Origin of the sequence: Streptomyces prunicolor (genome assembly GCF_045162825.1) — a bacterium.
Lineage (GTDB): Bacteria > Actinomycetota > Actinomycetes > Streptomycetales > Streptomycetaceae > Streptomyces > Streptomyces prunicolor.
The window spans coordinates 3,050,855-3,075,396 of sequence record NZ_CP108676.1 but is presented as its reverse complement, the minus strand read 5'-3'; the positions used below and the strand labels follow the sequence as shown (position 1 = coordinate 3,075,396).

Genomic DNA, 24,542 nt, shown 5'->3' with positions numbered 1-24,542 from the left:
GGGAAAACGTCTCGCGAGCGGCCATCGGTTCCGGGGAAGGTAGGGGAAGGGGCCGGGGACGGGGGAAGGTGGGGACATGGGACTCTGGCACGCGTTCTACGACCCCGTCACCCCTCGGGTGACTTCTCGGAGCGGGCGTCGTACCGCGCCCGGCGCCGCGCCGCCGTAGTCCGGCGCCGCGCCGCCGCAACCCCGTGACCGCTTTCCATGCCACCGGAGACAATGGACCCCGTGCGCTATCGCATTCTCGGCACCACCCAGGCACTCCGCCCCGACGGCACGCCCGTCCCGGTCGGCGGGGCGCGGCTGCGCGCCCTGCTCACCGTGCTCGCCCTGCGCCCCGGCAGGGCCGTGACCGCGAGCCTGCTGGTGGACGAGGTCTGGGCCGGTGACCCGCCGGCCGACGCGTCCGGCGCGCTCCAGGCGCTGGTGGGCAGGTTGCGCCGGGCGCTCGGCGCCGACGCGATCACCTCGTCGGAGAGCGGGTACCGGCTCGCCGCCGCCCCCGACGACATCGACCTGCACCGTTTCGAGCGGCTGACGGGGGAGGGGCTGCGGGCGCTGGCCGACGGCAACCCCGCGAAGGCGGCCGAGGCGCTGGACGACGCGCTGGCCCTGTGGGTCGGCCCGGCTTTGGCCGACCTCCCCGACCGCACGGCGGACGCGGCCCGTTGGGAGACCCGTCGGCTGGACGCCCGCCGCGCCCGCCTGACGGCGTCCCTCGCCCTCGGCGAAGCGGACACCGCCCTCCCCGAACTGACCGCCCTCTGCGACACCCACCCCCTCGACGAACCCCTCCAGTCCCTCCGCCTACGCGCCCTCCGCGCGACGGGCCGCACGGCGGAGGCACTGGCCGCCTACGAGGACGTACGACAACTGCTGGCGGACCGGCTGGGTTCCGACCCCGGGCCAGAACTGCGGGCGCTGCACGGGGAGTTGCTCGCCGTCACCCCCGACCTCCCCATCCCCACCCCCGCGGACGCCCCGCTCCCCGGCAACCTCCGCGCCCGTCTCACCTCTTTCGTCGGCCGAGAAGCCGACATCGACGTCATCCGGGGTGATCTCGCCTCCGCCCGCCTCGTGACGCTGCTCGGGCCCGGCGGGGCCGGGAAGACACGGTTGTCGCAGGAGGTCGCCGAGGGGGTGCGGTACGTGGCGCGGGACGGGGTGTGGCTGGCCGAACTCGCCCCCGTCGACGACCCGGACGCCGTACCGACGGCTGTGCTCACCGCCGTCGGGGCGCGCGAGACGGTGATGTACGGCGCCGGCGCCGAGGCGATCCGGGCCGCCGGGGGAGACCGGCACAACGAGCCGCTCGACCGGCTCGCGGAGCACTGCGGCAGACGCCGGATGCTGATCGTCCTCGACAACTGCGAGCACGTCGTGGACGCCGCCGCCCGCCTCGTGGAGGCGTTGCTGGAGCGCTGCCCCGAGCTCACCGTGCTCGCCACCAGCCGCGAACCCCTGGGCGTACCGGGGGAGTTGCTGCGTCCGGTGGAGCCGCTGCCCGACCCCGTCGCGCTCAGGCTGCTCGCCGACCGCGGGGCCGCCGCCCGGCCGGGGTTCAGCGTCGAGGACGACCCCGAGGCCTGTGCCGAGATCTGCCGCCGCCTCGACGGACTGCCCCTCGCCATCGAGCTGGCCGCCGCCCGGCTGAGGATGTTGACGCCCCGTCAGATCGCCGACCGGCTCGACGACCGCTTCCGGCTCCTCACCTCCGGCAGCCGTACGCTCCTGCCCCGCCAGCAGACCCTGCGGGCCGTCGTCGACTGGTCCTGGGACCTGCTCGACGCGGACGAACGGGAGGTGCTGACCACCCTGTCCGTCTTCGCCGGCGGCTGCGACCTCGCCGCCGCCGAGGCCGTGTGCGGGCCCGTCGCATTCGAGACGCTCGGCTCCCTCGTCGACAAGTCCCTTGTGGTGGCCGCCCCTTCGGGTGACGGGGAGATGCGCTACCGGCTCCTGGAGACCGTCGCCGAGTACGCGGCCGAACGGCTCGACGAGTCCGGCCGCCGCCCCCGCGCCGAGCGCGCCCATCTGACGTACTACCGCGAACTCGCCCGCACCACCGACCCGTTGCTGCGCGGCCCCGACCAACTCGCCGCCGTAGGACGGCTGGAGCTGGAGTACGAGAACCTCCGCACCGCCCTGCGGCACGCCGTCGCCGAGCGCGACGAGCAGGAGGCCATCTGCCTCGTCCTGTCGATGACCTGGTACTGGCACATGCGCGACGTCCGCATGGAGGCCCGCAACTGGTGCGTCGAGGTGATGGCCCTGGGCCCCGACCCCTTCGCCGCCCCGGTCCAGCGCGCCGAACCCGTCTGGCAGCGCTGCACCGACGTCCCGCCCCCGCTCACCGGCGAACTCCTTGCCGAGGCGCGACGCGGCCTTCATCTCGCGCATCTGGCCTGCATGGACACGGAGTTGGACGCGTGGGAAGTGCCGGCCGCGAAGGAGAAGCTGCGCGTCATCGCCGAGGTCTACGAACCGGGCCTGCCGCAGACCTGCCGTACGCCCGGCATGTTCTGGTTCTTCGCCGTGTTGCTCACCGGCAGCGTGGAGCGGCTGCCCGTGATCCTCGACGCCGATGTCCACACCTGCCGCACCAACCCCGGCATGGAGTGGGAGTTGGCCACCACCCTCCAGATGCGCGCCAACATGCTCGCCAACCGCACTGACTGGGCGGGCGACGCGACCCGGGACGCCGACGAGTCGCTGGAGATCTTCCGCCGCCTCGGCGACGCCTGGGGCTCCGCCGAGGCGCTCTCCGCCCGCGCCGAGGCACGGGAACGCACCGGCGACTACCAACTGGCCGCCCTCGACTACGAGGCCGCGATCGAACAGGCCGAACGGCTCGGCGCCCGCGGGCAGATGGCCGTACTCGGCGCCCGGCTGGGGAGCGCGCTCATCGAGGCCGGCGAGGTGCAGCGGGGCGAGCGCATTCTGCGCGAGGTGATCGAGCAGCAGCACGGCCAGGGCAACGAGGCGATGCCTGCCGCCCGGATGTTCCTGGCGAGTTGGCTCACCATGTCCGGCCGCGTCGAGGAGGCACGCGAGGAGATGCGGCTGCTGCGCGAGGAGTTCCCGATCTCCCACTTCGTCGTCTTCGACGCGTTCATCCTCGGCTCGGAGGCGTGGGTGGAAGCGGTCGACGGCAACTACCAGTTGTCCCTGGACAAGGTCCGCAAAGCGCTGGAGCGGGCCGGTGACCCCCTGTCCGAGGCCATCGCCCCGAGCATGTCCTCGCTGTACCTGGGGATCGCCGCGGTCGTCCTCGCCGAACTCGACGGCGGCAGCCGGGTCCGGGACGGCGTCCGCTGCCTCGTCGCGGCGCTGGCGCTGCTGCCGCCCGGGCACGTCAGGGCGTCCGTGGAGAGCGAGGTGTACCGCCAGGCCGAGCAGCGGGCGCGCGCCGTGCTCGGCGACGCGGCCTACGAGTCGTGCGTGGCCGAGTACGCCGAAGGCGACAGCCTCTCCGCGAAGGAGGCTGCCGCCCTGGTGTGAGGCCGGCACGGACCCGGTGGGACGGGACGCACGGCCGGGTCAGGTCTTGGTGCGGAACTTGTAGATCGAGATCGGGGCCATCACCGCGGTGAGCCCCACCGACCAGGCCAGCGTCAGCAGCGTGCCGTGGGCGACCGGGCCGCCCACCATCAGCCCGCGGGCCGCGTCGGCCAGGGCGGACAGCGGGTTGTAGTCGGTGAAGTTCTGCAGCCAGCCCGGCATCGACCCGGTCGGCGCGAAGATCGACGAGCCGAACTGCAGCGGCATCAGCACCAGGAAGCCCATGGCCTGCACGGACTGCGCGCTCTTCATGGTCACGCCGAGGGTGAGGAACACCCACATCAGGGCCGAGCCGAACACCGCGGACAGTCCGATCGCGGCGAACATGCCGAGCCAGTGGTGGATGTGGAAGCCGACGAGAACACCGACGACCATCAGCACGGCGGACGCGACGAGCATCCGCATCATCTCGACCGAGATCTTGGCGATCAGCACCGAGGCGCGCCCGATGGGCAGCGACCGGAACCGGTCCATGACCCCGGTGTGGAAGTCGGTGTTGAAGCCGGTGCCCACTCCCTGGGCCATGTTCATGCCCATCATGGCGAGCAGGCCGGGCACGACGTACTGCACGTACGCTTCCTGCCCGCCGCCGAGCGACTGCCCGATCGAGCCGCCGAAGACGTACACGAACAGCAGCGTGAAGATGACCGGGAACAGGATGGCGTCGAACATCGACTCCGGGTCCTGCCGGATCCACAGCAGATTGCGGCGGATCAGGGCGCCGGTGTGGCGCAGATGGTTACGCAGCGGGATACGGGGGTCCGCCGCCGACACGTCGGCGGGGCTCACGGCGACGGCGCTCATACGGCGACCTCCTCGCGGTCGTGGGTGGGCACGGAGTCCTGCGGGGCGCCGGCGCGGTGTCCGGTGAGGGACAGGAACACCTCGTCCAGGCTGGGGAGTTCGGTGGTGATGGAGGCGATGACGATGCCGCGCGCGCTCACCGCGCCGACGACAGCGGTCAGTTGTTCGTCGCTGAGGATCGGCACCAGGACGGTTCCGCTCTCCACGTCGACGGTGACGGTGGCGAGCCCGGTGATCCCCAGATCGTCCAACGCCCGCGCCAGCGGCCGCAGTTGCAACGGATCGGCGGGCCGAATCCGCAACGCCCGCCCTCCGACCCTGGCCTTCAACTCATCAATGGCGCCACTCGCCACGACCTTGCCGTGGTCGACGACGGTCAACTCGGAGGCGAGCGCCTCGGCCTCCTCCATGTACTGGGTGGTGAGCAGCACGGTCACGCCGCCGCCGACCATGGACTTCACCTCGTCCCACACCTCCATGCGGGTGCGCGGGTCGAGCCCGGTGGTCGGCTCGTCCAGGAACAGCACCTGCGGATGCCCGATCATCGAGGCGGCCAGGTCGAGCCGCCGCCGCATACCGCCGGAGTAGGTGCTGGCGGGCCGCTTGGCCGCGTCCGTCAGCGAGAACCGCTCCAGCAGTTCGTCGGCGCGGGCCCGGGAGTCCTTGCGGGACAGGTCGAGCAGCCGCCCGATCATGTACAGGTTCTCCCAGCCCGGGAGCTTCTCGTCCACGGAGGCGTACTGGCCGGTGAGGCCTATCACCCGGCGCAGCTGCCGAGGCTGGCGCAGGACGTCGTAGCCGGCGACGGTGGCCTCGCCGGAGGTCGGGGCGAGCAGTGTGGACAGGATTCGTACGAGGGTGGTCTTACCGGCACCGTTCGGCCCGAGCACACCCATCACGGTGCCCTCCCGGACGTCCAGGTCGACGCCGTCCAGCGCCTTGGTCTCGCCGTAGTGCTTGACCAGCCCCCGCACGGACACGGCCGTGCCGCCGGAATTCATGTCGATTCGCGTCATGCCGATGACAGTGCCAGGGCCTGCCGACAGAACACCTACATCCCACCGACAGCCCCCGACAACCGACCGACACCGCTTGCCCACCCCAACCCGTCCGGGGTTTGGCGGCGAGGCCCGTTCAGTCCAGCCCTTGCCCGCCTGCCCGCCTGACGCGGTCCCTCAGGAGGCACGCCCCGTCCCAGCCCGCCCAGCGCCTTTCAACACAGCCCGCCCAACATCCAGCTGTCTTCGGCACCTTTGAAACGCAGGCCGCCAATATCCAGCCCGTCCGGCGTCTGAGGACGAGGCCCCTTCAGGGCCGATGGGGGTCTGGGGCGGAGCCCTCAGGGGCGGGCGGCAGGCGGAAATGGGGCAGCCCGCCGACGGGGGAAGATCGGCGGGCTGCCATGGTGCCGCAATGGCTCAGGTGGCTCAGGTGGGTCAGATGGTCCAGCCCGGTAAGTGGGCCGGTCAGTGGACCGAGTGCTCCTCAAGCGGGAACGTTCCGCCGACGACATCCTCCGCGAACGCCTTCGCCGCGTCGCCCATGACGGAACGCAGATCGGCGTACTGCTTCACGAACTTCGGTATCTTCCCGCCGGTCAGCCCCAGCATGTCGGTCCACACCAGGACCTGGGCGTCGGTCTCCGCACCGGCCCCGATCCCGACCGTGGGAATGTGCAGCACGCGCGTCACCTCGGCTGCCAACTCCGCCGGAACCAGCTCCAGTACGACCGCGAACGCCCCCGCGTCCTGCACGGACTTCGCGTCCCGCAGCAACTGCTGAGCCGCCTCCTCGCCACGCCCCTGCACCCGGTACCCCATCGAGTTCACGGACTGCGGGGTCAGACCGACGTGCGCCATGACCGGGATCCCCGACTCGACCAGCAGCCGGATCTGTTCGTGCGACCGCTCGCCGCCCTCCAGCTTCACGGCACCCACCCCGGCCTCCTTCACCAGCCGGGTCGCCGAGCGCAGCGCCTGCACCGGACCCTCCTGGTAGGACCCGAAGGGCAGGTCGGCCACGATCAGGGCGCGGCTCGTGCCCCGTACGACCGCCGCGGACAGCATGGCCATCTCGTCCAGCGTGACGGGCACGGTCGACTCGTACCCGAGGTGGCAGTTGCCCGCCGAGTCGCCGACGAGCATGACCGGGATACCGGCCTCGTCGAAGACGGACGCGGTCATCGCGTCGTAGGCGGTGAGCATGGGCCACTTCTCGCCGCGATCCTTGGCGAGGGCGATGTCGCGAACGGTGATACGGCGTGTGCCCTTGCCTCCGTACAGCGTCTTGCCGCCGTCGGAGGAGCTGTTCTTCCCAGCCTGGGCAGCCGAAAGCTGCGTCATTGCAACGGCTCCTTCAGTCATCTTGAGGCACCCTTACGGCGTCCCCAGATCCCCTCCATGGTGGCACCTCGTGCCACGGAGGGCCAGAGGGACCCCTGTCACCCGCATCACGCCGCTCACGCCCCGCACCCGACGCGGTGTGCCGCGGTGTACGTAAGGTCTGAGTAAAATATTTACGATACGGCAACGTCTCGTATCGGAATTCGCCCGGCGTTCCCTAGTCTGGACCGCATGACCACTCCACCCGTCACCGGCCCCCGGATACCCGAAGCAGTGCACCGCCGCCGCTGGGCCATCCTTGGCGTGCTGATGCTGAGCCTGCTGATCGTGGTGCTCGACAACTCGATCCTCAACGTCGCCATCAAGACCATCTCCACCCCGGCCCCGACCGGCCTGGGCGCGACACAGAGCGAGCTGGAGTGGGCGATCAACGCCTACACCCTCGTTTTCGCCGGCCTGCTGTTCACCGCGGGCCTGCTCGGTGACCGGATCGGCCGCAAGAAGGTCCTGCTCGGCGGGCTCGTCGTGTTCGGCATCGGCTCCGCGCTCGCCGCCGAGTCCGGCTCACCGGACCAACTCATCGGCTACCGCGCCCTGATGGCGCTCGGCGCCGCGTTCGTGATGCCCGCCACCCTCGCCGTCCTCATGAACGTCTTCGAGCGCGACGAGCAGCCCAAGGCCATCGGCATCTGGGCCGGCGGCGTCGGCCTCGCCATCGCCATCGGCCCGATCACCGGCGGCGTGCTCCTCGACCACTTCTGGTGGGGCTCGGTCTTCCTGATCAACGTCCCGATCGTGCTGATCGCCCTCGCCCTGATGATCTGGCTGGTCCCCGACTCCCGCGACCCGAAGCCCGGCCGCCTCGACCCGGTCGGCGTCGTCCTGTCCGTCGTAGGCCTCGTCCTGCTGGTCTACGGCATCATCGAGGGCGGCGAACTGGCCGACTTCACGGCGCCCAAGGTGCTGTCGACGATCATCGCCGGTGTCGTCGTGCTCGCCGGGTTCGTGTGGTTCGAGAAGCGCAGCGACCACCCCTCCATCGACGTCACGTACTTCAAGAACAAGGTGTTCTCGGCCGCGATCGCCGCCATGGGGCTGGTCTTCTTCGCGCTGATGGGCGTGACCTTCTTCTCGGTCTTCTACACCCAGAGCGTGCGCGGCTACTCGCCGCTGCAGACCGGTCTGTTGATGCTGCCGCTGGCCGCCGCGCAGATGATCTTCGCGCCGCGGGCCCGGCTGGTCGTCGACCGGTTCGGCCACAAGGTCACGACGGGGGTCGGCCTCGTGCTGCTCGCCGGGATGCTCGCCGCCTTCGCGACCCTCGACGCGGACACGCCGATCTGGATCCTGGAGGTCATCTTCTTCCTCATGGGCACCGGCATGGCCCACGTCATGACCCCGACCAGCGTCGTCATCATGCAGGCCCTGCCGCGCGAGAAGGCCGGCTCCGCGTCCGCGCTGAGCAACACCTTCCGCCAGGTCGGCGGCGCCCTCGGCATCGCCGTCCTCGGCTCGGTGCTGTCCACGGCGTACCGCAACGGCATCGAGGGCAAGCTCGGCTCGGTACCCGCCGCCCTGCGCGACACCGCCGGCGAGTCCATCGAGGCCACCCTCGGTGTCGCCGCGAAGCTCGGCCCGCAGGGCAAGGCCCTGGTCACCCCGGCCAACGACGCGTTCCTGCACGCCATGCACGTCACCGCGCTGTGCGGTACGGGCGTCGCGCTCATCGGCGCCGTAGTGGCGTTCCTCTTCCTGCCCGGCAAGTCTCCGGTCCCTCAAGAGGGCAAGGAGGAACCGGAGTTGGTCGTCGTAGGGGAATAGCGAGGACAATCACCCGAGGACGGGGACGGGGGGAACAGGGGAAGGGACGGAGTGAAGTGAGCCTTGCCGACAACGGCACCGCCGCCGGTACCGGTACCGACAACGGCACCGGCGATGGCACCGACAGCGGGACTCGGCCGCCGTGCGCGCCCACCAGGGGACGCCCGCGCAGCGAGGCCGTCGAACGAGCCATCACGGAGGGCGTGATGAAGCTCCTGGAGGACGGCGTGCCGCTGGCCGAACTCTCCATCGAGCGCATCGCCCGTACCGCCGGAGTCGGCAAGGCCACCATCTACCGCCGCTGGCCGGGCAAGGAGGAACTGTTCGTCGACGTCGTCCGCGAGGCCGAGCCGCACGACCCCGAACTGCCCGGCATCTCGCTGCGCGACGACCTCGTGGCCATGATGGAACAGCTGCGCCAGCGCGGCCTGATGGCCCGGTCCTCGGCACTCCTGCACAACGTGTACGCGCAGATGAAGAGCACCCCGAAGGTGTGGGCCGCCTACCACGCGACCGTCGTGGAACCCCGGCGCCGCAAGCAGGTGGACATCCTGCGCCGCGGCCAGGAGAGCGGCGAACTCCGCACCGACATCGACGCCGAGCTGATGAACGACATGCTGGTGGGACCGATGCTCCTGCGCACCGTCATGCGCGCCGACGCGGACCTCCCCGAGGGCCTGTCGGAACTCCTCGTCGACACCGTGCTGGTGGCCCTACGGCCCGTCAGGACCGAGATCTGAGCACGCGTCCGAATGTGCGCGTTCCGTCACAGAAGCCGCTGTCGTCGCGCGTGTTCGGAACTTCGGACACCGACTTGTTCGTCCTCGTGCCCGTACGGGCCGTCATGGGACGGCGGATCGGAACCGATCATCCCCTAGGGTCGTAGGCGCGGGGACGATGGTGTGCACGGCAGGTAGTGAGGCGACGGTATGGCACAGCAGGCGTATGTGGCGGAGACGGACGACGGCGGCTCGGGGGACCAGCCGCGCGGATCCCGGCTTCGGCGCCTGTGGAGCAGACTGCTCGACGGCTGGCGCGGCGACCCGAGGATCTGGCGCCGGGGTCTGATCCTCGCCGCGCTCGCGATCCTCCTCGCCCTGGTCATGCTGCTGCACTCCCGCATCCCGAACCGGATCGGCAACCTCGGCAGCCTCACGGAGACGTTCCTGCCGTGGTTCGGGCTGATGATCCCGGTGCTCTTGATCCTCGGCCTGGTCCGTAAGTCCGCGACCGCGCTCATCGCCGTCGTCCTCCCGACGATCGTGTGGCTGAACCTCTTCGGCGGGCTGCTCCTCAGCGACAAGACCGGCACCGGCGGCGACCTGACGGTGGCCACGCACAACGTCAACGCAGACAATCCCGACCCGTCCGGTACGGCCCGTGACGTGGCCGCGTCCGGCGCGGACATCGTCGCCCTGGAGGAGCTGACGGCCTCGGCGGTCCCGACGTACGAGAAGGCGCTCGCGTCGACGTACAAGTACCACTCGGTCGAGGGCACGGTCGGGCTGTGGAGCAAGTACCCGATGACCGGCATCAGGGCCGTGGACATAAAGCTGGGCTGGACGCGCGCGATGCGCGCCACCGTCGCGACCTCCGAGGGACAGATCGCGGTCTACGTCGCCCACCTGCCCTCGGTGCGGGTGAAGATCGAGGCCGGGTTCACGGCCCGGCAGCGCGACAAGAGCGCCGACGCGCTGGGCGAGGCCATCGCCGCCGAGCCGCTGAAGCGGAAGATCCTCCTCGGCGACCTCAACGGCACGATGAACGACCGCTCGCTGAACGCCGTCACCGCCCAGATGCGCTCCACGCAGGGCGCGGCGGGCAGCGGCTTCGGGTTCAGCTGGCCGGCGTCGTTCCCGATGGCGCGGATCGACCAGATCATGGTCCAGGGCGTGGAACCGGTCACCTCGTGGACTCTGCCCAGGACGGGCAGCGACCACCTCCCGATCGCGGCCCGTGTGAACCTCGACACGAGCTCGTAACCGCATGGAATAGCGGGCCTGGGAGTCTTTGTTCCGTAACTGAACTTAAGCTCGGTAGTACGGAACTCCGCTCTCCCTAGAAAGGCACAGGCACTTCCATGCCCCTGGCCCTGCTCGCTCTGGCCGTCGGCGCTTTTGGTATCGGCACCACCGAATTCGTGATCATGGGCCTGCTGCCCGAGGTCGCGGACGACCTGCACGTCTCCATCCCCACGGCGGGCCACCTGGTCTCGGCGTACGCGCTGGGCGTCGTCATCGGCGCCCCGCTCCTCGCCGCGGTCACCGCCCGCCTGTCCCGCCGCACGGTCCTGATCGGCCTGATGGTCCTGTTCGTGGCGGGCAACGTCCTCTCGGCCTTCGCCGCGAACTACGACTACCTCCTCGCGGCCCGCTTCCTGAGCGGCCTGCCGCACGGCGCCTTCTTCGGCGTAGGAGCCGTGGTCGCTACGACGATGGTCGCGCCCGAACGCAAGGCGCGCTCCGTCTCCCTGATGTTCCTGGGCCTCACGGTCGCCAACGTCGTGGGCGTACCGGCGGCCACGCTCATGGGCCAACACCTGGGCTGGCGGGCCACGTTCCTCGGCGTGAGCGCGATCGGCCTGGTGGCGATAGCGTCACTGGCCCTGCTGATCCCGCACGACCACGCACACGCCCCCGCCGTGGGCCTGCGTCGCGAACTGGCGGCTCTCCGCTCCCTCCCGGTCTGGCTGGCCCTCGGCACCACAGTGGCCGGCTTCGGCGCACTCTTCTCGGCGTACAGCTACATCACCCCGATGCTGACGGACGCGGCGGGCTTCGCGGAGGGCAGCGTGACGCTGCTGCTGGCCCTGTTCGGCGTGGGCGCGACGGCAGGCAACCTGGCGGGCGGCCGCCTGGCGGACCACTCCCTACGGGGCACCCTGTTCGGCGGCCTGCTGTCCCTGGCGGCGGTCCTGGCCCTGTTCCCGCTCCTCATGACGACGGAGTGGACGGCGGCACTGGCCGTGATCCTGCTCGGCGTAGCCGCGTTCGTGACAGGCTCCCCGCTCCAACTGATGGTGATGGAAAAGGCGTCGGCGGGCCCGTCCCTGGCCTCCTCGGCCAACCAGGCAGCCTTCAACTTGGCCAACGCGGGCGGCGCTTGGATCGGCGGCCTGGCGCTGGCGGCGGGCTTTGGAGCTACGTCCCCTGCGGTGGCCGGCGCGGTGTTGGCGGTACTGGGGTTGGGAGTTGCCGCTACGGCGGCGACGGTGGACCGGCGCCGGGCGGTACCGGGGCGGGAACGCGTGGTCGCGGCACACGTACCGGAGCCGACAAGGGCCCTGCACTCCTGACCTTTTCGCCCACCCGCCCACCCGTCTCGGTCGGTTGAGAGGTTCGCCTCTTGATCGACGGGGCGGGCGCATCGCTGCGCGGACTGGCCGACGGCATCAGAGACCGAGCACTCAGGTCGTGTTCACGCACGTCCGCGTGCCGTGCCTGCCATCAACTCCGAGCGGTATCTTCCGCACCGACGACGGTTTTCAAGACCGTTCCCTTAGGCCGCTCGGGCAACCCACCTGCGCACGCGCCCACCAGGGGCGGAGCGGGTACAGCGTACCGGGATCGGGGCTCGCTCGGAGTCCGTGGTCCGTACGGGGTCCACTGACTATCCTCGGTTCCTCCGGACAACCGGTTCCAATAGGTACCAAGCCACCAGACCATGCCGACACGTAGAAGCTCGCAGCCTGGTGGCGGCGATCACCGGGACGGACAAAGGGGTGAACAGCGTCGCGATCGGCGCGTTGAGGCCCTTGATCTAGTTGTATCCCTAACCAACGCCCTGCTTGGCATAGCCGTGGACCGGGTTGATGGTGTCCTACAGGTCGAGGCAGGCGATCTGGCCCGCGCCGAGCAGCAGCAGAGTGTGGACAGCCAGACGGGGCAGGAACCGACGCGCGACGGCGTGCGGTCACTTGATGTGTCCATCGATAAATGACCGCAGGAAGCCGCCGAAGGTCGACGGGGCACGCACCCCGGTGAACAGATACCGCATCACGTGGCGCCTCAGGCGATCCATGTCGTCGATGTTGTCCGCGCCCGCGCCCATGCCCGCGATCAACGCTATCGCCTTCACGGCGACGAAAGAGTTGGTGAAAGCCTTCGAAGCCAGCAACTCGCACCTCTCGGCCAAGTGCACCAGTGGCTCCAGCCTGGCGTCCCGCAACTCGACTCGGATCATCGAACGGCGTGGAGATCCTCACCACGGCGTGGGAATATTACATCTCACGAGTGCCCTGCCAGTCGTGCGTGCTGGAATCCTAGGGAACTCCCAACACTGCAGGCCGCGAGGAACTTCCTCGTTCCCAGCAACGTTACTTCCGGACATCAACCGGTGGATCTGGACGAAGCTCTTAACTTCGCAGCATCGATTGACCATCCACCAGTGACAACAGGTACAGGACTAGGAAGAAATTTCTCCACTTTCCTTGAGAACAAGGCTTCAACCGAGGCAAGGAGCGGGAAAGGTGCCCATGGCAGATATTCCAGGATCGCCTTCCCATCGCTGTCCATTACCAACTGAAAGGCTCCGCAAGTACACGTCACCTCGCTCGCACAATATTCTTACCCGCGACAGAAGCAATAAAGACGCAAGATCGCCCATAATCACTTCATGAACTCTCCCTATGCACTCTCCGTCGCGGGATAAAAAACTGGGTCCAGATGGGGGCCGCCTCGATCGAGACGGCCCCCATCTGGACTGTTCTAGTGTTTACGCGACCCACCATTGATCATCGCAATAGGAGTCGGCTTGCCCTGACTTCCGAAGGCAAATCTCAAAGTGGTAGACCTCCCCCTCTTTCAAGTCGTGCGAACCTCCGTCACTCGCTCGGGAGGTCACACATTCCCCGTTACCACCAGCCGTCATCCAGACGGGCCAAGTGCTACTACCCACCAGCTGGGCACCACCAGTGGCGGCCCAACCGTCTGCTTCAATGTCACAGATCCGGACGACATCCCCATTTGCGGTGAATTCTATTCTGCCACCAGGATCACCGTCATTGGTGTGCATGGTGTGATCCGCAGCATAAGCATTTGTCGTCGCACCGAAAGCGAGCGCGACGGCTGCCAGGGTGACGCCCAAAACTCTTTTCACCTTTGACGTCCTTTGATTGAGAGTCGAGTTGGCGAGAATTTTAACATGTGAATGAGTAGCGCGCATCGGATTTATAGCCAGGGTCCCAAAAATTCCACAAAAAGCAAGAATGGCTCCATATGTGCATACAACCGTCAAGTCGAAGGGAATACCTCAGCAGCCAGGGAAGCCCTGGCCAGGATGGACACCAAGGCTTCGGCGTAGTCGCGTAACGCCCGGTTCGTGATCATCCTAGGACAAGGAGCGCAAGGGGACTATGAGGGTTGTGGGCGTCGCCGGGGAGGCCAGCCGCGATGTTCTTCGTTCCGGTTACCCCGAGGGCTCCGAGGATTCCGAGGGCGAGGTTGCGCCAGGTGGCGTCGCGTGGGGCGCGTTTCAGGCGCACTTATGAAGCGTCCTGGGCGAAGGTGGTGCTGCGGACGTGGTGGAGGGTTTCGATCTTCCAGTGGTCTCGGACGAGTTGGGCGAGCTAGGACGGAGTGGCCTGCTCGGCGGTCAGGCTGGTGGCGGCGTAGAGGGTCTGACGGTGGTCTTGCCAGTCTTGCGGTCGGTGCGGCGGCGCTTGATGAGGTTCAATCGGCACATGCCTCGGATTCAGGGAAGGTCCCACGGTAGGCATTCTGACGGGTCTGCTGCCGTTGCGCGGCTCTGAACTATGCCAACCTCACTGAAGATGCCCAAGCAACCAACGGAACCATGCGTTGCCGAGACCTCGACCTTGCACCTCTCGTCAAGTTGACGCGAAAAGAGCCGACCTTGGGTCCTCCTCCAGATCGGTCTGAGATCCTAGAGACCGATCGAGAGGGGTCGCAGGTATGGAGTGGAAGACTCACGGTGAGCGGCAGATCTACACGAACAAGTGGGTGAATCTGTGTCTGGTCGACGTCCAGCAGCCTGATGGGCGCAGGTGGGAGTACCACGTCGTTCGTCTGCGGCACTTGGCCGTGGCCGCCGTGGTGAACGACCGCCAAGAGGTCCTGATGATGTGGCGGCACCGCTTCATCACGGACTCCTGGGCCTGGGAGTTGCCCATGGGCCTGGTCGAGGAGAACGAAACTCCGGAGGAAGCGGCGGCCCGCGAAGTCCTGGAGGAGACGGGCTGGCGTCCCGGTCCCATCAAGCCCCTGATCTACGCCGAGCCGGCCAACGGCATCACCGACTCGCAGCACCACGTCTTCCGTGCGGACGGGGCGACTTACGCCGGACCGCCCACGGAGAAGAACGAATCCGACCGCATCGAGTGGATCCCCCTCTCCGAGGTGCGCGGCATGATCGACCGCCGGGAGGTCGTGAGCAGCGGCTCGCTCGTCGGCCTGCTCTACCTGCTCATGGACGAAGCGATCCGCTGACCGGCGGGAGGAGTTCCCGTAGCCGCGCCTCGAAGGCCAGGGCTACGGGCTCCTGCCTGTGTGGGGCCAACTGGTCGTAGAACTCCCTGAGATGGCCGGAGACTCGTTCGGAGCCCACTGCTGACGCTGGCTCCAGTGCTTGTGTGGCGGTGTGGCATGCCTGTTCAAGCTTGCCCTGGTCCAGCTGAGTGCGAGCCAGCCAGAACGAGTGAAATGCCCGGCCGCGTTGGTTGGTGTGGGCCTCGCGCCGCAATGCGTCCGCAATTAACGGTTCCGCAGTCGCGGCTTCGCCGAGTCGGCCGTGAGCGATCCCCGTATCCACGATCAGCTTCGTCTCGTCGAAAGTACGTCACCCATGACGGGTCCGGCTTACTCGCCTGGATCTGCTCGAAGTGGTGGTGCGCTTCCCCGATCGCCCGGTGAGTGGAATCCCGGTTGCCGAGCATGGCGTGAGCGAAGGCTTCACGCATCGACAACATGGACTGGACCCGTGGGGTGGTGTCGAGTGCTGAGCGGGCTTGGTCCTGAGCAGCGGTCACTAGGGCCAGAGAGTCCGCAGGCTTGTCCTGGTACGTGCCCTGCAAGCTCATACAGGCAAGGACGTTGGCCATGAACTGGCGGTCGTCGATCTCCTTGGCCAGCTGCAGCGCCTCGGTGAAGTACGCGCGGGCCTGGTTGTACTGGCGGGCGTCGAAGTAGGTCCAGCCGGTGAGGCGGGCAAGCTCGGCCGCGATTCCGTACAGGCCCTGCTGGATGGACGGCGGGCGGTTCTCCCTCAACAGTCCGACCACATGCCGGAGTTGGCCGACGATGGCCGGCCTCAGAGCCTCGCCTCCGTGCTGGTCGTCCCGTCGCCAGTAGTCCTCGATCGACGAGCGAAAAGCTTCAAGTGTGGCCGCGCTCAGGCTCGTTCGCGTGGCCAGCGCCAAGATGCTGTCCACATCAGGCCCGGGTAGAGACGCGGGGGTTTGCTGCTCGGGCTCCGGTGCTTGGGGAGGTTCTCGCTCCGTGACCACGAGGGCTTGAGGCGTCTCCCACTCGCGACGCGCAAGCCCAAGCATGTGCCCCGGAATGCGCAAGCCGTCCGCGATGCGCTCGACGACGTCCATGTGCCGCAACTGGCGCTGCCCTGCGATCACTTCACCGACCCGACTGGGCGTCAGGTCACAGCGCCTGGCGATCATCGACGGGTAGATGCCTGCCTTCGTCTTCACCAGTCGGAAGACGTTGGCGAAGTCCCGTGACCGACAGGCGCTGATCATCTCGGGATCGGTGAGCAGCCTGGCAGGAAGTTCCTGCGGCCGGTCGGCGTCGGGCATTGGCAAGCTCCCACACTGCGAGGGCTACGCAACGTCGCTGATTCTCTACTTACCGCGATATTACCCAAGTTGGGTAATCAGCCTGACCTTTCGGCGCGGGTTCCCGGATCGCGATGCTCCTTCACATGGCGAGCAACCAGCAGACCAGACCAGGCATCGGTGAACTGGCGAAGGACAGCGCCCGAGACCGGATCGGCGTCGTCATGGGTGCCGTTGGCGGTCGAGTGCAGATAAGGCCGATCGGTGGCGGCACGGAATGGGATGTCATGCCGGACAACGTGGTCGCGCTGAGTCCACGAGAGGAGCTCAGCGCACGCCTGGCCATCAAGAACGCCAACAGCCGGGACGGACTGTGATGCGCGCGATCAGCCGAAACGCGGGAGTCCTGTTCGTCACCACGTTCAGTGGCTCGTACGACCTGGTGATCGGCACGGCTCTCGCCATGAGCCAGTGGACCGACGGCTCCCGGACAGGCGCCAACTCCCCGTTCCCCCTTGCCCGTTCGGGATCGGCTATCCAACCCACGCACCGTCACACACAAGGAGTACTCGTGAGGGTCTGGTGCACGATCGGGTGACATCTGAACTGGCTTGCCCTGTGGGGCGGGTGGGAAGGATGTCGCTGTGCCCAAGCCTTATCCGGAAGAGTTCCGTCAGGACGTCGTACGGGTCGCGAGGAACCGCGGCCCGGGCGTGACGGTCGAGCAGGTGGCCGCCGACTTCGGAGTGCATGCGATGACGCTGTGGAAGTGGATGCGTCGCGCGGACATCGACGACGGGACCAAGGCCGGATCGACCAGCCAGGACAACGCGGAACTACGGGAAGCGCGTCGGCGGATCAAGTTGCTGGAGCAGGAGAACGAGGTCCTGCGCCGGGCCGCGGCCTATCTGTCGCAGGCGCATCTGCCGGGAAAAGGATCTACCCGCTCGTGAAAGAGCTGGCCACGGGCGGGATCCCCGTCACGGTCGCGTGCAGGGTCCTGAAACTTGCCCGCCAGCCCTACTACCGCTGGCTGGGGCGGCCGGTGACCGATGCCGAGTTCGAGCAAGCCACGCGCGCGAACGCGTTGTTCGACGCTCACCACGAGGATCCGGAGTTCGGCTACCGGTTCCTGGCCGACGAAGCCCGCAGTGCGGGATCCGGCATGGCCGACCGGACCGCGTGGCGGATCTGCCGGGACAACCACTGGTGGAGCGTGTTCGGCAAGAAGCGCGGCAGTACCAAGAAGGCCGGCCCGCCGGTCCACGACGACCTGGTCCGCCGTGACTTCACCGCGACCGGACCGAACCGGCTGTGGCTCACCGACATCACCGAACATGCCACCGGCGAAGGCAAGTTGTATCTCTGTGCGATCAAGGACGTCTTCAGCAGGAGGATCGTCGGCTACTCGATCGACACGCGGATGAAGTCCCGCCTGGCCGTCACAGCCCTCAACAACGCTGTTGCCCGGCGTGGACACGTCGACGGGTGCATTCTGCACAGCGATCGCGGATCGCAGTTCCGGTCCCGGAAGTTCGTCCGGGCCCTCGACCACCACCGGATGGCCGGCTCGATAGGGAGGGTCGGCGCGGCGGGCGACAACGCGGCCATGGAGTCCTTCTTCAGCCTGCTGCAGAAGAACGTCCTCGACCGCCGGTCCTGGGCCACCCGCGAGGAACTGCGCATCGCGATCGTGACCTGGATCGAGAGGACCTACCACCGGCGCCGCAGACAAGCCGCACTCGGCCGGCTGACCCCCGTCGAATTCGAGACCGTCATGACCACACCGGCCCTCCAGGCCGCGTGACCGAACCTGTCACCTGAACCTGCATCAGACCCGCAACGTGCCCAAGGGCTACGACTTCCCGTTCCGCGGCTGCCTCGTCCACTACGAAGCACCGGAGATCGCCCGCAGCGTGCTCGCCACCGGAGAAGCCGAGCCGACCGAGGAAGCCGACATCTACGCGCTCGGCGCCTCCCTGCTCATCTCTGCCACCGGCTGGCGAGCCATGGAGTACCCGGACGACGCTCCCCGTTCGGTGCAAAGGGAGGCCGTGGCGAATGGTCGGCGCCGGCCGGTGAAAGTACGCGGCGAACTGGGCGAGTTGGTCGACGCGATGCTCAGCCCTGCACCAGCAGACCGACCCACTATCTACGAGGTGGGCAAAGCCCTGAACTGATTCCGAAGCGCGGCGACATAGCCTGGCAGACATGAGCGAGAGCTCCTTCCGGTGAAGGGGCTCTCCTTTCTAGGACCTCGGTCCCTTGCCCACCTCACCGGGCCGTACCGGATGGCACGCTCCCCACCCCTGAAGCCGTGTGATCTTCAGCCCTCGTGCCTCAACGACCAAGCCCCAGTGCCTGAGGAACGCCCCGAATCCAGGCAGCCCGCTCCGGCTCCTCCCCGGCGATGCGCTCCAGCACCTCGCTGAACCGCCGACGCTCACCCGAATCCATCCCGCCGAGCTCATGGGCGATCTCTTCCAGGGTGCTCAACGCCGCATGCGAGTCATGCCCCACCTCGACGAGGTCCTCCAAGGTCGCCACCGCCGTCAGCAGGGCCCTGACCACTGCGTCTCCCTGGACCACAGCTTCGCCCCCTAGTCGAACCGCTCCAAATCCCGCAACCAAACCGCCGCCGACCCATCCGAAGGCGCCCGCCAATCCCCCCGAGGCGACAGCGAACCCCCCGCCGAAACCTTCGGCCCATTGGGCATGGCCGACCGCTTGAACTGCGCGAACCCGAAGAACCGCCGGCAGAACACCTCAAGCCACGACCGGATCTCGGGAAGGTCATACGCAACCCGTTTCGCCTCAGGGAACCCCGGAGGCCACGCCCCGCCCTCCGCGTCGTGCCACGCGTGCCAAGCCAAGAACGCGATCTTCGACGGCCGGAACCCGTACCGCAGCACATGGAACAGCGTGAAGTCATGCAGCGCGTACGGCCCGATCTTCGACTCCGTCGACTGCATCTCCTCGCCCGGCACCAGCTCCGGGCTGATCTCCGTGTCGAGGATCGCGGTGAGGATCTTGCCGGTCTCCTCGTCGAACTGGTCGCTGCTGACGACCCAGCGGATGAGGTGCTGGATCAGGGTCTTCGGGACGCCGGAGTTGACGTTGTAGTGGCTCATCTGGTCACCCACGCCGTACGTCGACCAGCCGAGCGCCAGCTCCGAGAGGTCGCCGGTGCCGAGCACGATGCCGTTGCGCTGGTTGGCCAGGCGGAACAAGTAGTCGGTGCGCAGGCCCGCTTGGACGTTCTCGAAGGTGATGTCGTACACCGGCTCGCCGGAGGCGAAGGGGTGGCCCATCTCCTTGAGCATCAGGCGTGCCGTCGGCGTGATGTCCAGCTCGGCCGCGGTCACGCCGATCGCCCGCATCAGCGCGTGGGCGTTGTCCTTCGTGTGGTCGCTGGTCGCGAAACCGGGCAGCGTCCACGCCAGGATGTCGCTGCGCGGACGCCCCGCGCGGTCCATCGCGCGGGCGGCGACGATCAGCGCGTGCGTGGAGTCGAGGCCGCCGGAGACCCCGATGACGACCTTCGGGCCGCCGATCGCGGCGAGGCGTTGTTGCAACCCCTCGACCTGGATGTTGTACGCCTCGTAGCAGTCCTGCGCGAGGCGCTCCGCGTCGGCCGGTACGAAGGGGAAGCGCTCCAGGCGGCGGCGGAGTCCCAAGTCCGTGAGCGGCGGGGCGAGTTCGAAGGAGACCGTGCGGAAGTCGGCCGTCCTCGCCCGGTGCGTACGGCGGTTGTCGTCGAACGTGCCCATCCGCTGCCGTTCCTGCCGCAGCAGGTCCAGGTCGATGTCGGCCACCGCGTACTCGTCGCCCAGCGGGAAGCGGTCGGTCTCGGCCAACAGTGCGCCGTTCTCGTAGATCATCGCCTGGCCGTCCCAGGACAGGTCGGTCGTCGACTCGCCTAGGCCGGCCGCCGCGTAGACGTACGCGGCCAGGCAGCGGGCGGACGCCGAGCGGCAGAGGAGTTTGCGGTCCTCTGCGCGGCCTACCGTGATCGGGCTGCCGGAGAGGTTCACGAGGACCGTCGCGCCGGCGAGGGCCGCCTCCGCGCTCGGCGGCACCGGTACCCACATGTCCTCGCAGATCTCCGCGTGCAGGACCAGGGAGGGTACGTCCTGCGCCGCGAACAGCAGATCCACCCCGAACGGCACGTTCTCGCCGCCCACTTGGATCGAACCGCCGCGCTCGTCCGCGCCGTCGGCGATCTGGCGGCGCTCGTAGAACTCCCGGTAGTTCGGGGGGTACGACTTCGGTACGACGCCCAGGATCCGGCCCCGGTGCACCAGCACCGCGCAGTTGTAGATCCGGTTGCGGTGTCGCAGCGGGGCGCCGACGACCAGCACCGGGAGCAGGTCCGCCGAGCCCGTCACCACGTCCCGTAGGGCCGTCGCCACCTCGTCGAGCAGCGCGTCCTGGAGGAGCAGGTCCTCGATGGAGTAGCCGCACAGGCCCAGCTCCGCGAAGACGGCGACCGCGACGCCCTCCTCGGAGCACCGGCGGGCGTGGCGCAGGACGGCCTCGGCGTTGGCGTGCGGGTCCGCGATCACGGTGTGGCCCGTGCAGGCGGCGACGCGGGCGAAGCCGTGCTGATAGATCGACCAGAAGTTCAGTGGAGGCACGGGGTCCACTGTAATCGCCTGTAATCGTCAGGGCGACGCAATGGGGTGGCGCGAGGTGTGGTGCACCCCACGCCACCCCATTCACAGGTGACTACTCGTTGCCGCTACGGGGTCAGTGGTGACCCTGCGAGCGGCTGAACGACGAGACGTAGCCGTTCGCAGGCGTGCCCACGCCGGTCACGTCGTCGTAGCCCTTCACCGCGGACAGCGAGCTGTCCTTGCCGAGGCTGCGGACCGAGGTCAGCAGGCCGTCTGTGGCGTCGACGCTGTTGGCGAAGTCCACGCGCGCCACCGCCAGGCCGGAGCCCGTCGGGTTGTCGGTCACGTCGTGGTAGGCCTTCGTGCCGTACTTGGAGTAGATCGACGGGTTGGCGAAACCGATCGCCTTGCCGCCGCGCGCCTCCTGGGCCAGGGCCTGGACCGCCGCGATCACCGGGGAGGCGAGCGAGGTGCCGCCGATCCGGTACTCGCTGTACTGCACCGAACCGTCGGGGAAGGTCTGCGTCTGGCCGACCTTGAAACCGGTGTTCGGGTCGGCGATCGCCGAGATGTCCGGGACGACGCGGTTGCCGGTGGCGCTGTTGGCCTTGGCGAGCGAGTCCGGGACGACACCCTTCTGGTAGAAGGGCTCGGCCACCGTCTTGCTGGTGCCGCCGCCCGCGCCCGAGGTGAAGGCGCCGGGGAAGCTGGTCCAGCTCTTGCCGTCCGTGGACAGCGAGGCCTTCTCGGTGCCCCAGCCGGTCTCCCACAGGTACTTGTCGCCCTTGCCGACCGCCAGCGAGGTACCGCCGACCGCCGTCACCCATGCCGAGTTGGCCGGGGTGTCGACCTGCTTCGTATTGGTGTTGGCGACCTCGTCGCCGTTGTCACCGGAGGAGAAGTAGAAGCCGATGCCCTCGACCGCGCCCAGCTGGAACACCTGGTCGTAGGCGGCCGCGAGGTCCGGGGTCTGGTTGGCCTCGATGTCGCCCCACGAGTTGGAGACGATGTCGGCCAGGTGGTTGTCGACGACCTTGCTGAGCGAGTCGAGCAGATCGTCGTCGAAGCAGGACGCGGCACCCACGTACGTGATGTTCGCGTCCGGCGCCACCGCGTGCACGGCCTCGACGTCGAGGGTCTCCTCGCCGTACCAGCCGGACGCGTCACAGGCCTCGGTCTGCGTGTAGTCCGAGGGGAGCACCTGCTTGAGCTGGCTGGTCGAGTACTTCTTGTCGCCGTGGTTCTTCGCGTAGGTGGCCGCGTCGAAGGCGATCGTCGGCGAGGCGTAGGCGTCGGTGATGGCGACGCGCACGCCCTTGCCCGTGTACTTGCCCGCACCGTAGGCCGCACGCAGCTGCTTGCCGGTGTAGCCCTGGATCGCGTACGGGATCTTCTTGCCGTAGGCGGAAGGCAGCGTGGTCGCGGTGTTCGAGCCGTAGTACGAGGAGAACGGCCCGGCGTTCACGAACGCCGCCCCCGGACCCGGCAGCGCGTCGTCGTGGCTCGCCGTGTGCGGCGCGTTGTCCAGACCGGTGACGGTCAGGACGGCACCGTTGAGGCTGTCCGGCGCGGAGGCCGTCTTCGACGGGGCGCGGTAGGTCTTCGAGCCCTTCGAGTAGTTGTGCAGCGAGGTGCTGAACGCCTTCTCGACCGCGGCCACGTCACCGGAGACCGTGACGTAGTGCTGCGTGGTGCCGGTGACCTTCAGCCCGGCGGACTTCAGCCAGGACTTGACGGCGGTCACCTGGGCCGTCGTGGCGCCGAAGCGCTGCTGCACCTGAGCGGCGCTCAGGTACTTGCCGTACAGGGCCGAACTCGGGTCCGAGACGGACTTGGCGTACGCCGCGAGGCCGGAGGCGTTCCGGCCGGCGAGGTAGACCCGGGCGGAGACCTGGGAGCTGTCGGAGGTGGCTCCCTTGTCCGCCTTGGCCGTCGCCCACGCGGGCTTGGTGCCCGCGAGCGTGTCCCGGCCCGGGCTGTCCGCGGCGTGCGCCGCGGGTATGCCGAGCGCCAGTGCACCGGCGATCATCGGCAGTGTCGCTGCCATGCTCACGCCGGCGCGCATGGTGGCGCGATTGGATCTCATAAAACCCCCTGCTATGCGGTTCGACGCATGGAGTGGTTGGTCGTCGTCGATCCCTACGGAACCCGCGGCGGGAAGGTCCGTGGATGGATCACACGTGGGGGCCACTCTTTCGATGAACCGTTCATGCCAGGGGAACGCAAAAGTCAAGAGAAGCCCAAGGAACCGTCACCCAGGGCGAATTGGGGGCTTTTTTCCTTACGGGCGTGTAACGAACGACCGGGGATGCTTTACGAACGCGCTTTTGCGCCACGGTCCTTGAGCATGTCGGCCATCAACTGGATCTCCGACTGCTGCGCGTCCACCATCCCCTGCGCCAGCCGCTTCTCCACCCCCACCCGGCACTTCTCCACACACCCCTCGGCCATGTGGATACCGCCCTTGTGATGGTCCGTCATGAGCTGCAGGAAGAGCACCTCGGCGGGCTTGCCGCTCAGCGTGTTCAGCTTCTTCAACTCGGTGTTGGTCGCCATCCCCGGCATCAGCGCGCCGTCCTTGCCGGACGCCATGTCACCCATGCCCATCCAGGTCATCGGCGGGTCGGCCGACACCTTCGGAAGGTTCCACAGGTCCAACCAGCCCAGCAACATGCCCCGTTGATTGGCCTGCGTCTGCGCGATGTCGTATGCAAGGCGCCGTACTTCCACGTCCTTCGTACGGTCCCGCACGATGTACGACATCTCGACGGCCTGCTGGTGATGGACCGCCATGTCCCGCGCGAAGCCGGCGTCCGCCGAATCGGCCGTAGGAGTAGGGGAGTTGCTCGACCCGCCACCGTCCTCGGCGACCGCGTACGTGATCGCTCCGGCCGCGACGAGCGCCGTCGCCGCGGCCCCGGCGATCAGCGCCGCGGACCTCACTGCGACAGCCCGCCCGTGCACGCGGCGCCCGGCTCCGGTGTCTGGCTGCCCTGCACGAACTTCTCGAAGAACGAGTTCACGGCCGGGTCGCTCGCGCTCTTCACGGTCCGCTGGTGCCCCCACGCGGACAGCATGATCGGGTCCTTCTGGCTGTCGTACGGGCTCATCAGCGAGTACGGCGTCGACTTCACCTTCGTCGCGAGCGCCTTCACGTCGGCCGCCGAGGCCTTCTTGTTGTACGTCACCCAGACCGCGCCGTGCTCCAGCGCGTGCACCGCGTTCTCGTCCTTGACGGACTTGGTGTAGACGTCGCCGTTGCAGTTCAGCCAGACCGGGTTGTGGTTGCCGCCGACCGGCGGGTGCATCGGGTAGTTCACCGTGCTGGTGACGTGGGTGCGGCCCAGGGTGCCCTTCCACGTGTTCACCCCGTCCGTGCCCGCGACGAAGTGACCCGAAGCGGAGTTCTTCGAGTCGCTCGCGGAACTGTCCTTCTTGCCGGACTGCGCGTGCACGACCGCGACCCCGCCGACGACGAGACCGGCGACGACCACCGCGCTCGCCGCGATCTTCACGATCCGGGTGCGTCGCTCGCGGGACTGCTCGGCGCGCCGCATCTCCTCGATGCGGGCCTTGCGCGCCGCGGTACCGGTGTTCTTGGCGGAACCCATGCGATGTGTGTCCTTTTGGGGGAAGGGACGGGACTTGAGG

General features: G+C 68.1%; 17 protein-coding genes and 2 pseudogenes. 9 read left to right on the top strand and 10 right to left on the bottom strand.

Features of this window, described 5'->3' with window-relative positions; all coding sequences use genetic code 11:
- Positions 1–222: 222 nt before the first annotated feature.
- Positions 223–3,504: a BTAD domain-containing putative transcriptional regulator gene (locus tag OG588_RS13890; protein WP_405953117.1), complete on the top strand. Its 3,282-nt coding sequence runs from the start codon at positions 223–225 to the stop codon at positions 3,502–3,504.
- A gap of 39 nt (positions 3,505–3,543) precedes the next feature.
- On the opposite strand, the gene OG588_RS13885 is transcribed toward OG588_RS13890, so the two are convergent.
- From OG588_RS13885 to panB, 3 genes are all read right to left on the bottom strand, one after another.
- The gene (locus OG588_RS13885) at positions 3,544–4,368 is read right to left on the bottom strand and encodes an ABC transporter permease (RefSeq protein WP_366092211.1); all 825 of its coding nucleotides are present in this window, start codon (positions 4,366–4,368) and stop codon (positions 3,544–3,546) included.
- On the bottom strand, positions 4,365–5,384 hold the full coding sequence (locus OG588_RS13880; RefSeq protein WP_405947540.1) for an ATP-binding cassette domain-containing protein: 1,020 nt from the start codon (positions 5,382–5,384) through the stop codon (positions 4,365–4,367). The genes OG588_RS13885 and OG588_RS13880 overlap by 4 nt, the downstream gene beginning before the upstream one ends.
- Positions 5,385–5,834: 450 nt before the next feature.
- Positions 5,835–6,710, bottom strand: coding sequence for a 3-methyl-2-oxobutanoate hydroxymethyltransferase (gene panB / locus OG588_RS13875; RefSeq protein ID WP_405947539.1), 876 nt, complete (start codon positions 6,708–6,710; stop codon positions 5,835–5,837).
- Positions 6,711–6,941: 231 nt separating this feature from the next.
- Here panB and OG588_RS13870 point away from each other — a divergent pair, with 231 nt between their 5' ends.
- From OG588_RS13870 to OG588_RS13855, 4 genes are all read left to right on the top strand, one after another.
- Positions 6,942–8,531 carry an MFS transporter gene (locus OG588_RS13870; protein WP_405947538.1) on the top strand — a complete coding sequence of 530 codons (1,590 nt, stop codon included), beginning with the start codon at positions 6,942–6,944 and terminating at the stop codon, positions 8,529–8,531.
- Positions 8,532–8,587: 56 nt separating this feature from the next.
- Positions 8,588–9,271: a TetR/AcrR family transcriptional regulator gene (locus OG588_RS13865; RefSeq protein WP_405947537.1), complete on the top strand. Its 684-nt coding sequence runs from the start codon at positions 8,588–8,590 to the stop codon at positions 9,269–9,271.
- Positions 9,272–9,460: 189 nt separating this feature from the next.
- The gene (locus OG588_RS13860; RefSeq protein WP_405947536.1) at positions 9,461–10,513 is read left to right on the top strand and encodes an endonuclease/exonuclease/phosphatase family protein; all 1,053 of its coding nucleotides are present in this window, start codon (positions 9,461–9,463) and stop codon (positions 10,511–10,513) included.
- 98 nt (positions 10,514–10,611) lie between these two features.
- Entirely contained in the window at positions 10,612–11,826 is a 1,215-nt protein-coding gene (locus tag OG588_RS13855; RefSeq protein WP_405947535.1) for an MFS transporter, read from the top strand.
- Between the two features lie 617 nt (positions 11,827–12,443).
- Here the strand turns inward: OG588_RS13855 and OG588_RS13850 are convergent.
- Complete coding sequence (locus OG588_RS13850; RefSeq protein ID WP_405947534.1) at positions 12,444–12,713, bottom strand: hypothetical protein; 270 nt, start codon at positions 12,711–12,713, stop codon at positions 12,444–12,446.
- Positions 12,714–14,443: 1,730 nt separating this feature from the next.
- On the opposite strand from OG588_RS13850, the gene OG588_RS13845 reads away from it, so the two are divergent.
- The gene (locus tag OG588_RS13845) at positions 14,444–14,977 is read left to right on the top strand and encodes an NUDIX hydrolase (protein ID WP_266859130.1); all 534 of its coding nucleotides are present in this window, start codon (positions 14,444–14,446) and stop codon (positions 14,975–14,977) included.
- On the opposite strand, the pseudogene OG588_RS13840 reads toward OG588_RS13845, so the two are convergent.
- A pseudogene (locus tag OG588_RS13840) lies at positions 14,955–16,296 on the bottom strand (hypothetical protein). The gene OG588_RS13845 and the pseudogene OG588_RS13840 overlap by 23 nt on opposite strands.
- Positions 16,297–16,409: 113 nt before the next feature.
- On the opposite strand from OG588_RS13840, the gene OG588_RS13835 reads away from it, so the two are divergent.
- The 3 genes and pseudogenes from OG588_RS13835 to OG588_RS13825 all read left to right on the top strand — a co-directional run.
- On the top strand, positions 16,410–16,652 hold the full coding sequence (locus tag OG588_RS13835) for a hypothetical protein (protein ID WP_405947533.1): 243 nt from the start codon (positions 16,410–16,412) through the stop codon (positions 16,650–16,652).
- 267 nt (positions 16,653–16,919) lie between these two features.
- A protein-coding gene (locus OG588_RS13830; RefSeq protein WP_405947532.1) for an IS3 family transposase occupies positions 16,920–18,082 on the top strand; the annotation gives its coding sequence in 2 pieces (ribosomal slippage) (positions 16,920–17,204 and positions 17,207–18,082; 1,161 coding nt in all).
- Positions 18,083–18,119: 37 nt separating this feature from the next.
- Positions 18,120–18,455, top strand: a pseudogene (locus tag OG588_RS13825) (protein kinase); the annotation flags it as partial.
- Between the two features lie 160 nt (positions 18,456–18,615).
- On the opposite strand, the gene OG588_RS13820 reads toward OG588_RS13825, so the two are convergent.
- The 5 genes from OG588_RS13820 to OG588_RS13800 all read right to left on the bottom strand — a co-directional run bounded on the left by OG588_RS13820 (position 18,616) and on the right by OG588_RS13800 (position 24,502).
- Entirely contained in the window at positions 18,616–18,846 is a 231-nt protein-coding gene (locus tag OG588_RS13820; RefSeq protein WP_405947531.1) for a hypothetical protein, read from the bottom strand.
- A 29-nt stretch (positions 18,847–18,875) separates the two neighbouring features.
- Positions 18,876–20,912: an NAD(+) synthase gene (locus OG588_RS13815; RefSeq protein WP_405947530.1), complete on the bottom strand. Its 2,037-nt coding sequence runs from the start codon at positions 20,910–20,912 to the stop codon at positions 18,876–18,878.
- 112 nt (positions 20,913–21,024) lie between these two features.
- Positions 21,025–22,977, bottom strand: coding sequence for a protease pro-enzyme activation domain-containing protein (locus tag OG588_RS13810; RefSeq protein ID WP_405947529.1), 1,953 nt, complete (start codon positions 22,975–22,977; stop codon positions 21,025–21,027).
- A 227-nt stretch (positions 22,978–23,204) separates the two neighbouring features.
- Positions 23,205–23,834, bottom strand: a complete 630-nt coding sequence (locus OG588_RS13805; protein ID WP_405947528.1) for a DUF305 domain-containing protein — start codon at positions 23,832–23,834, stop codon at positions 23,205–23,207.
- Positions 23,831–24,502: a DUF3105 domain-containing protein gene (locus tag OG588_RS13800; protein WP_405947527.1), complete on the bottom strand. Its 672-nt coding sequence runs from the start codon at positions 24,500–24,502 to the stop codon at positions 23,831–23,833. The genes OG588_RS13805 and OG588_RS13800 overlap by 4 nt, the downstream gene beginning before the upstream one ends.
- Positions 24,503–24,542 lie beyond the last annotated feature (40 nt).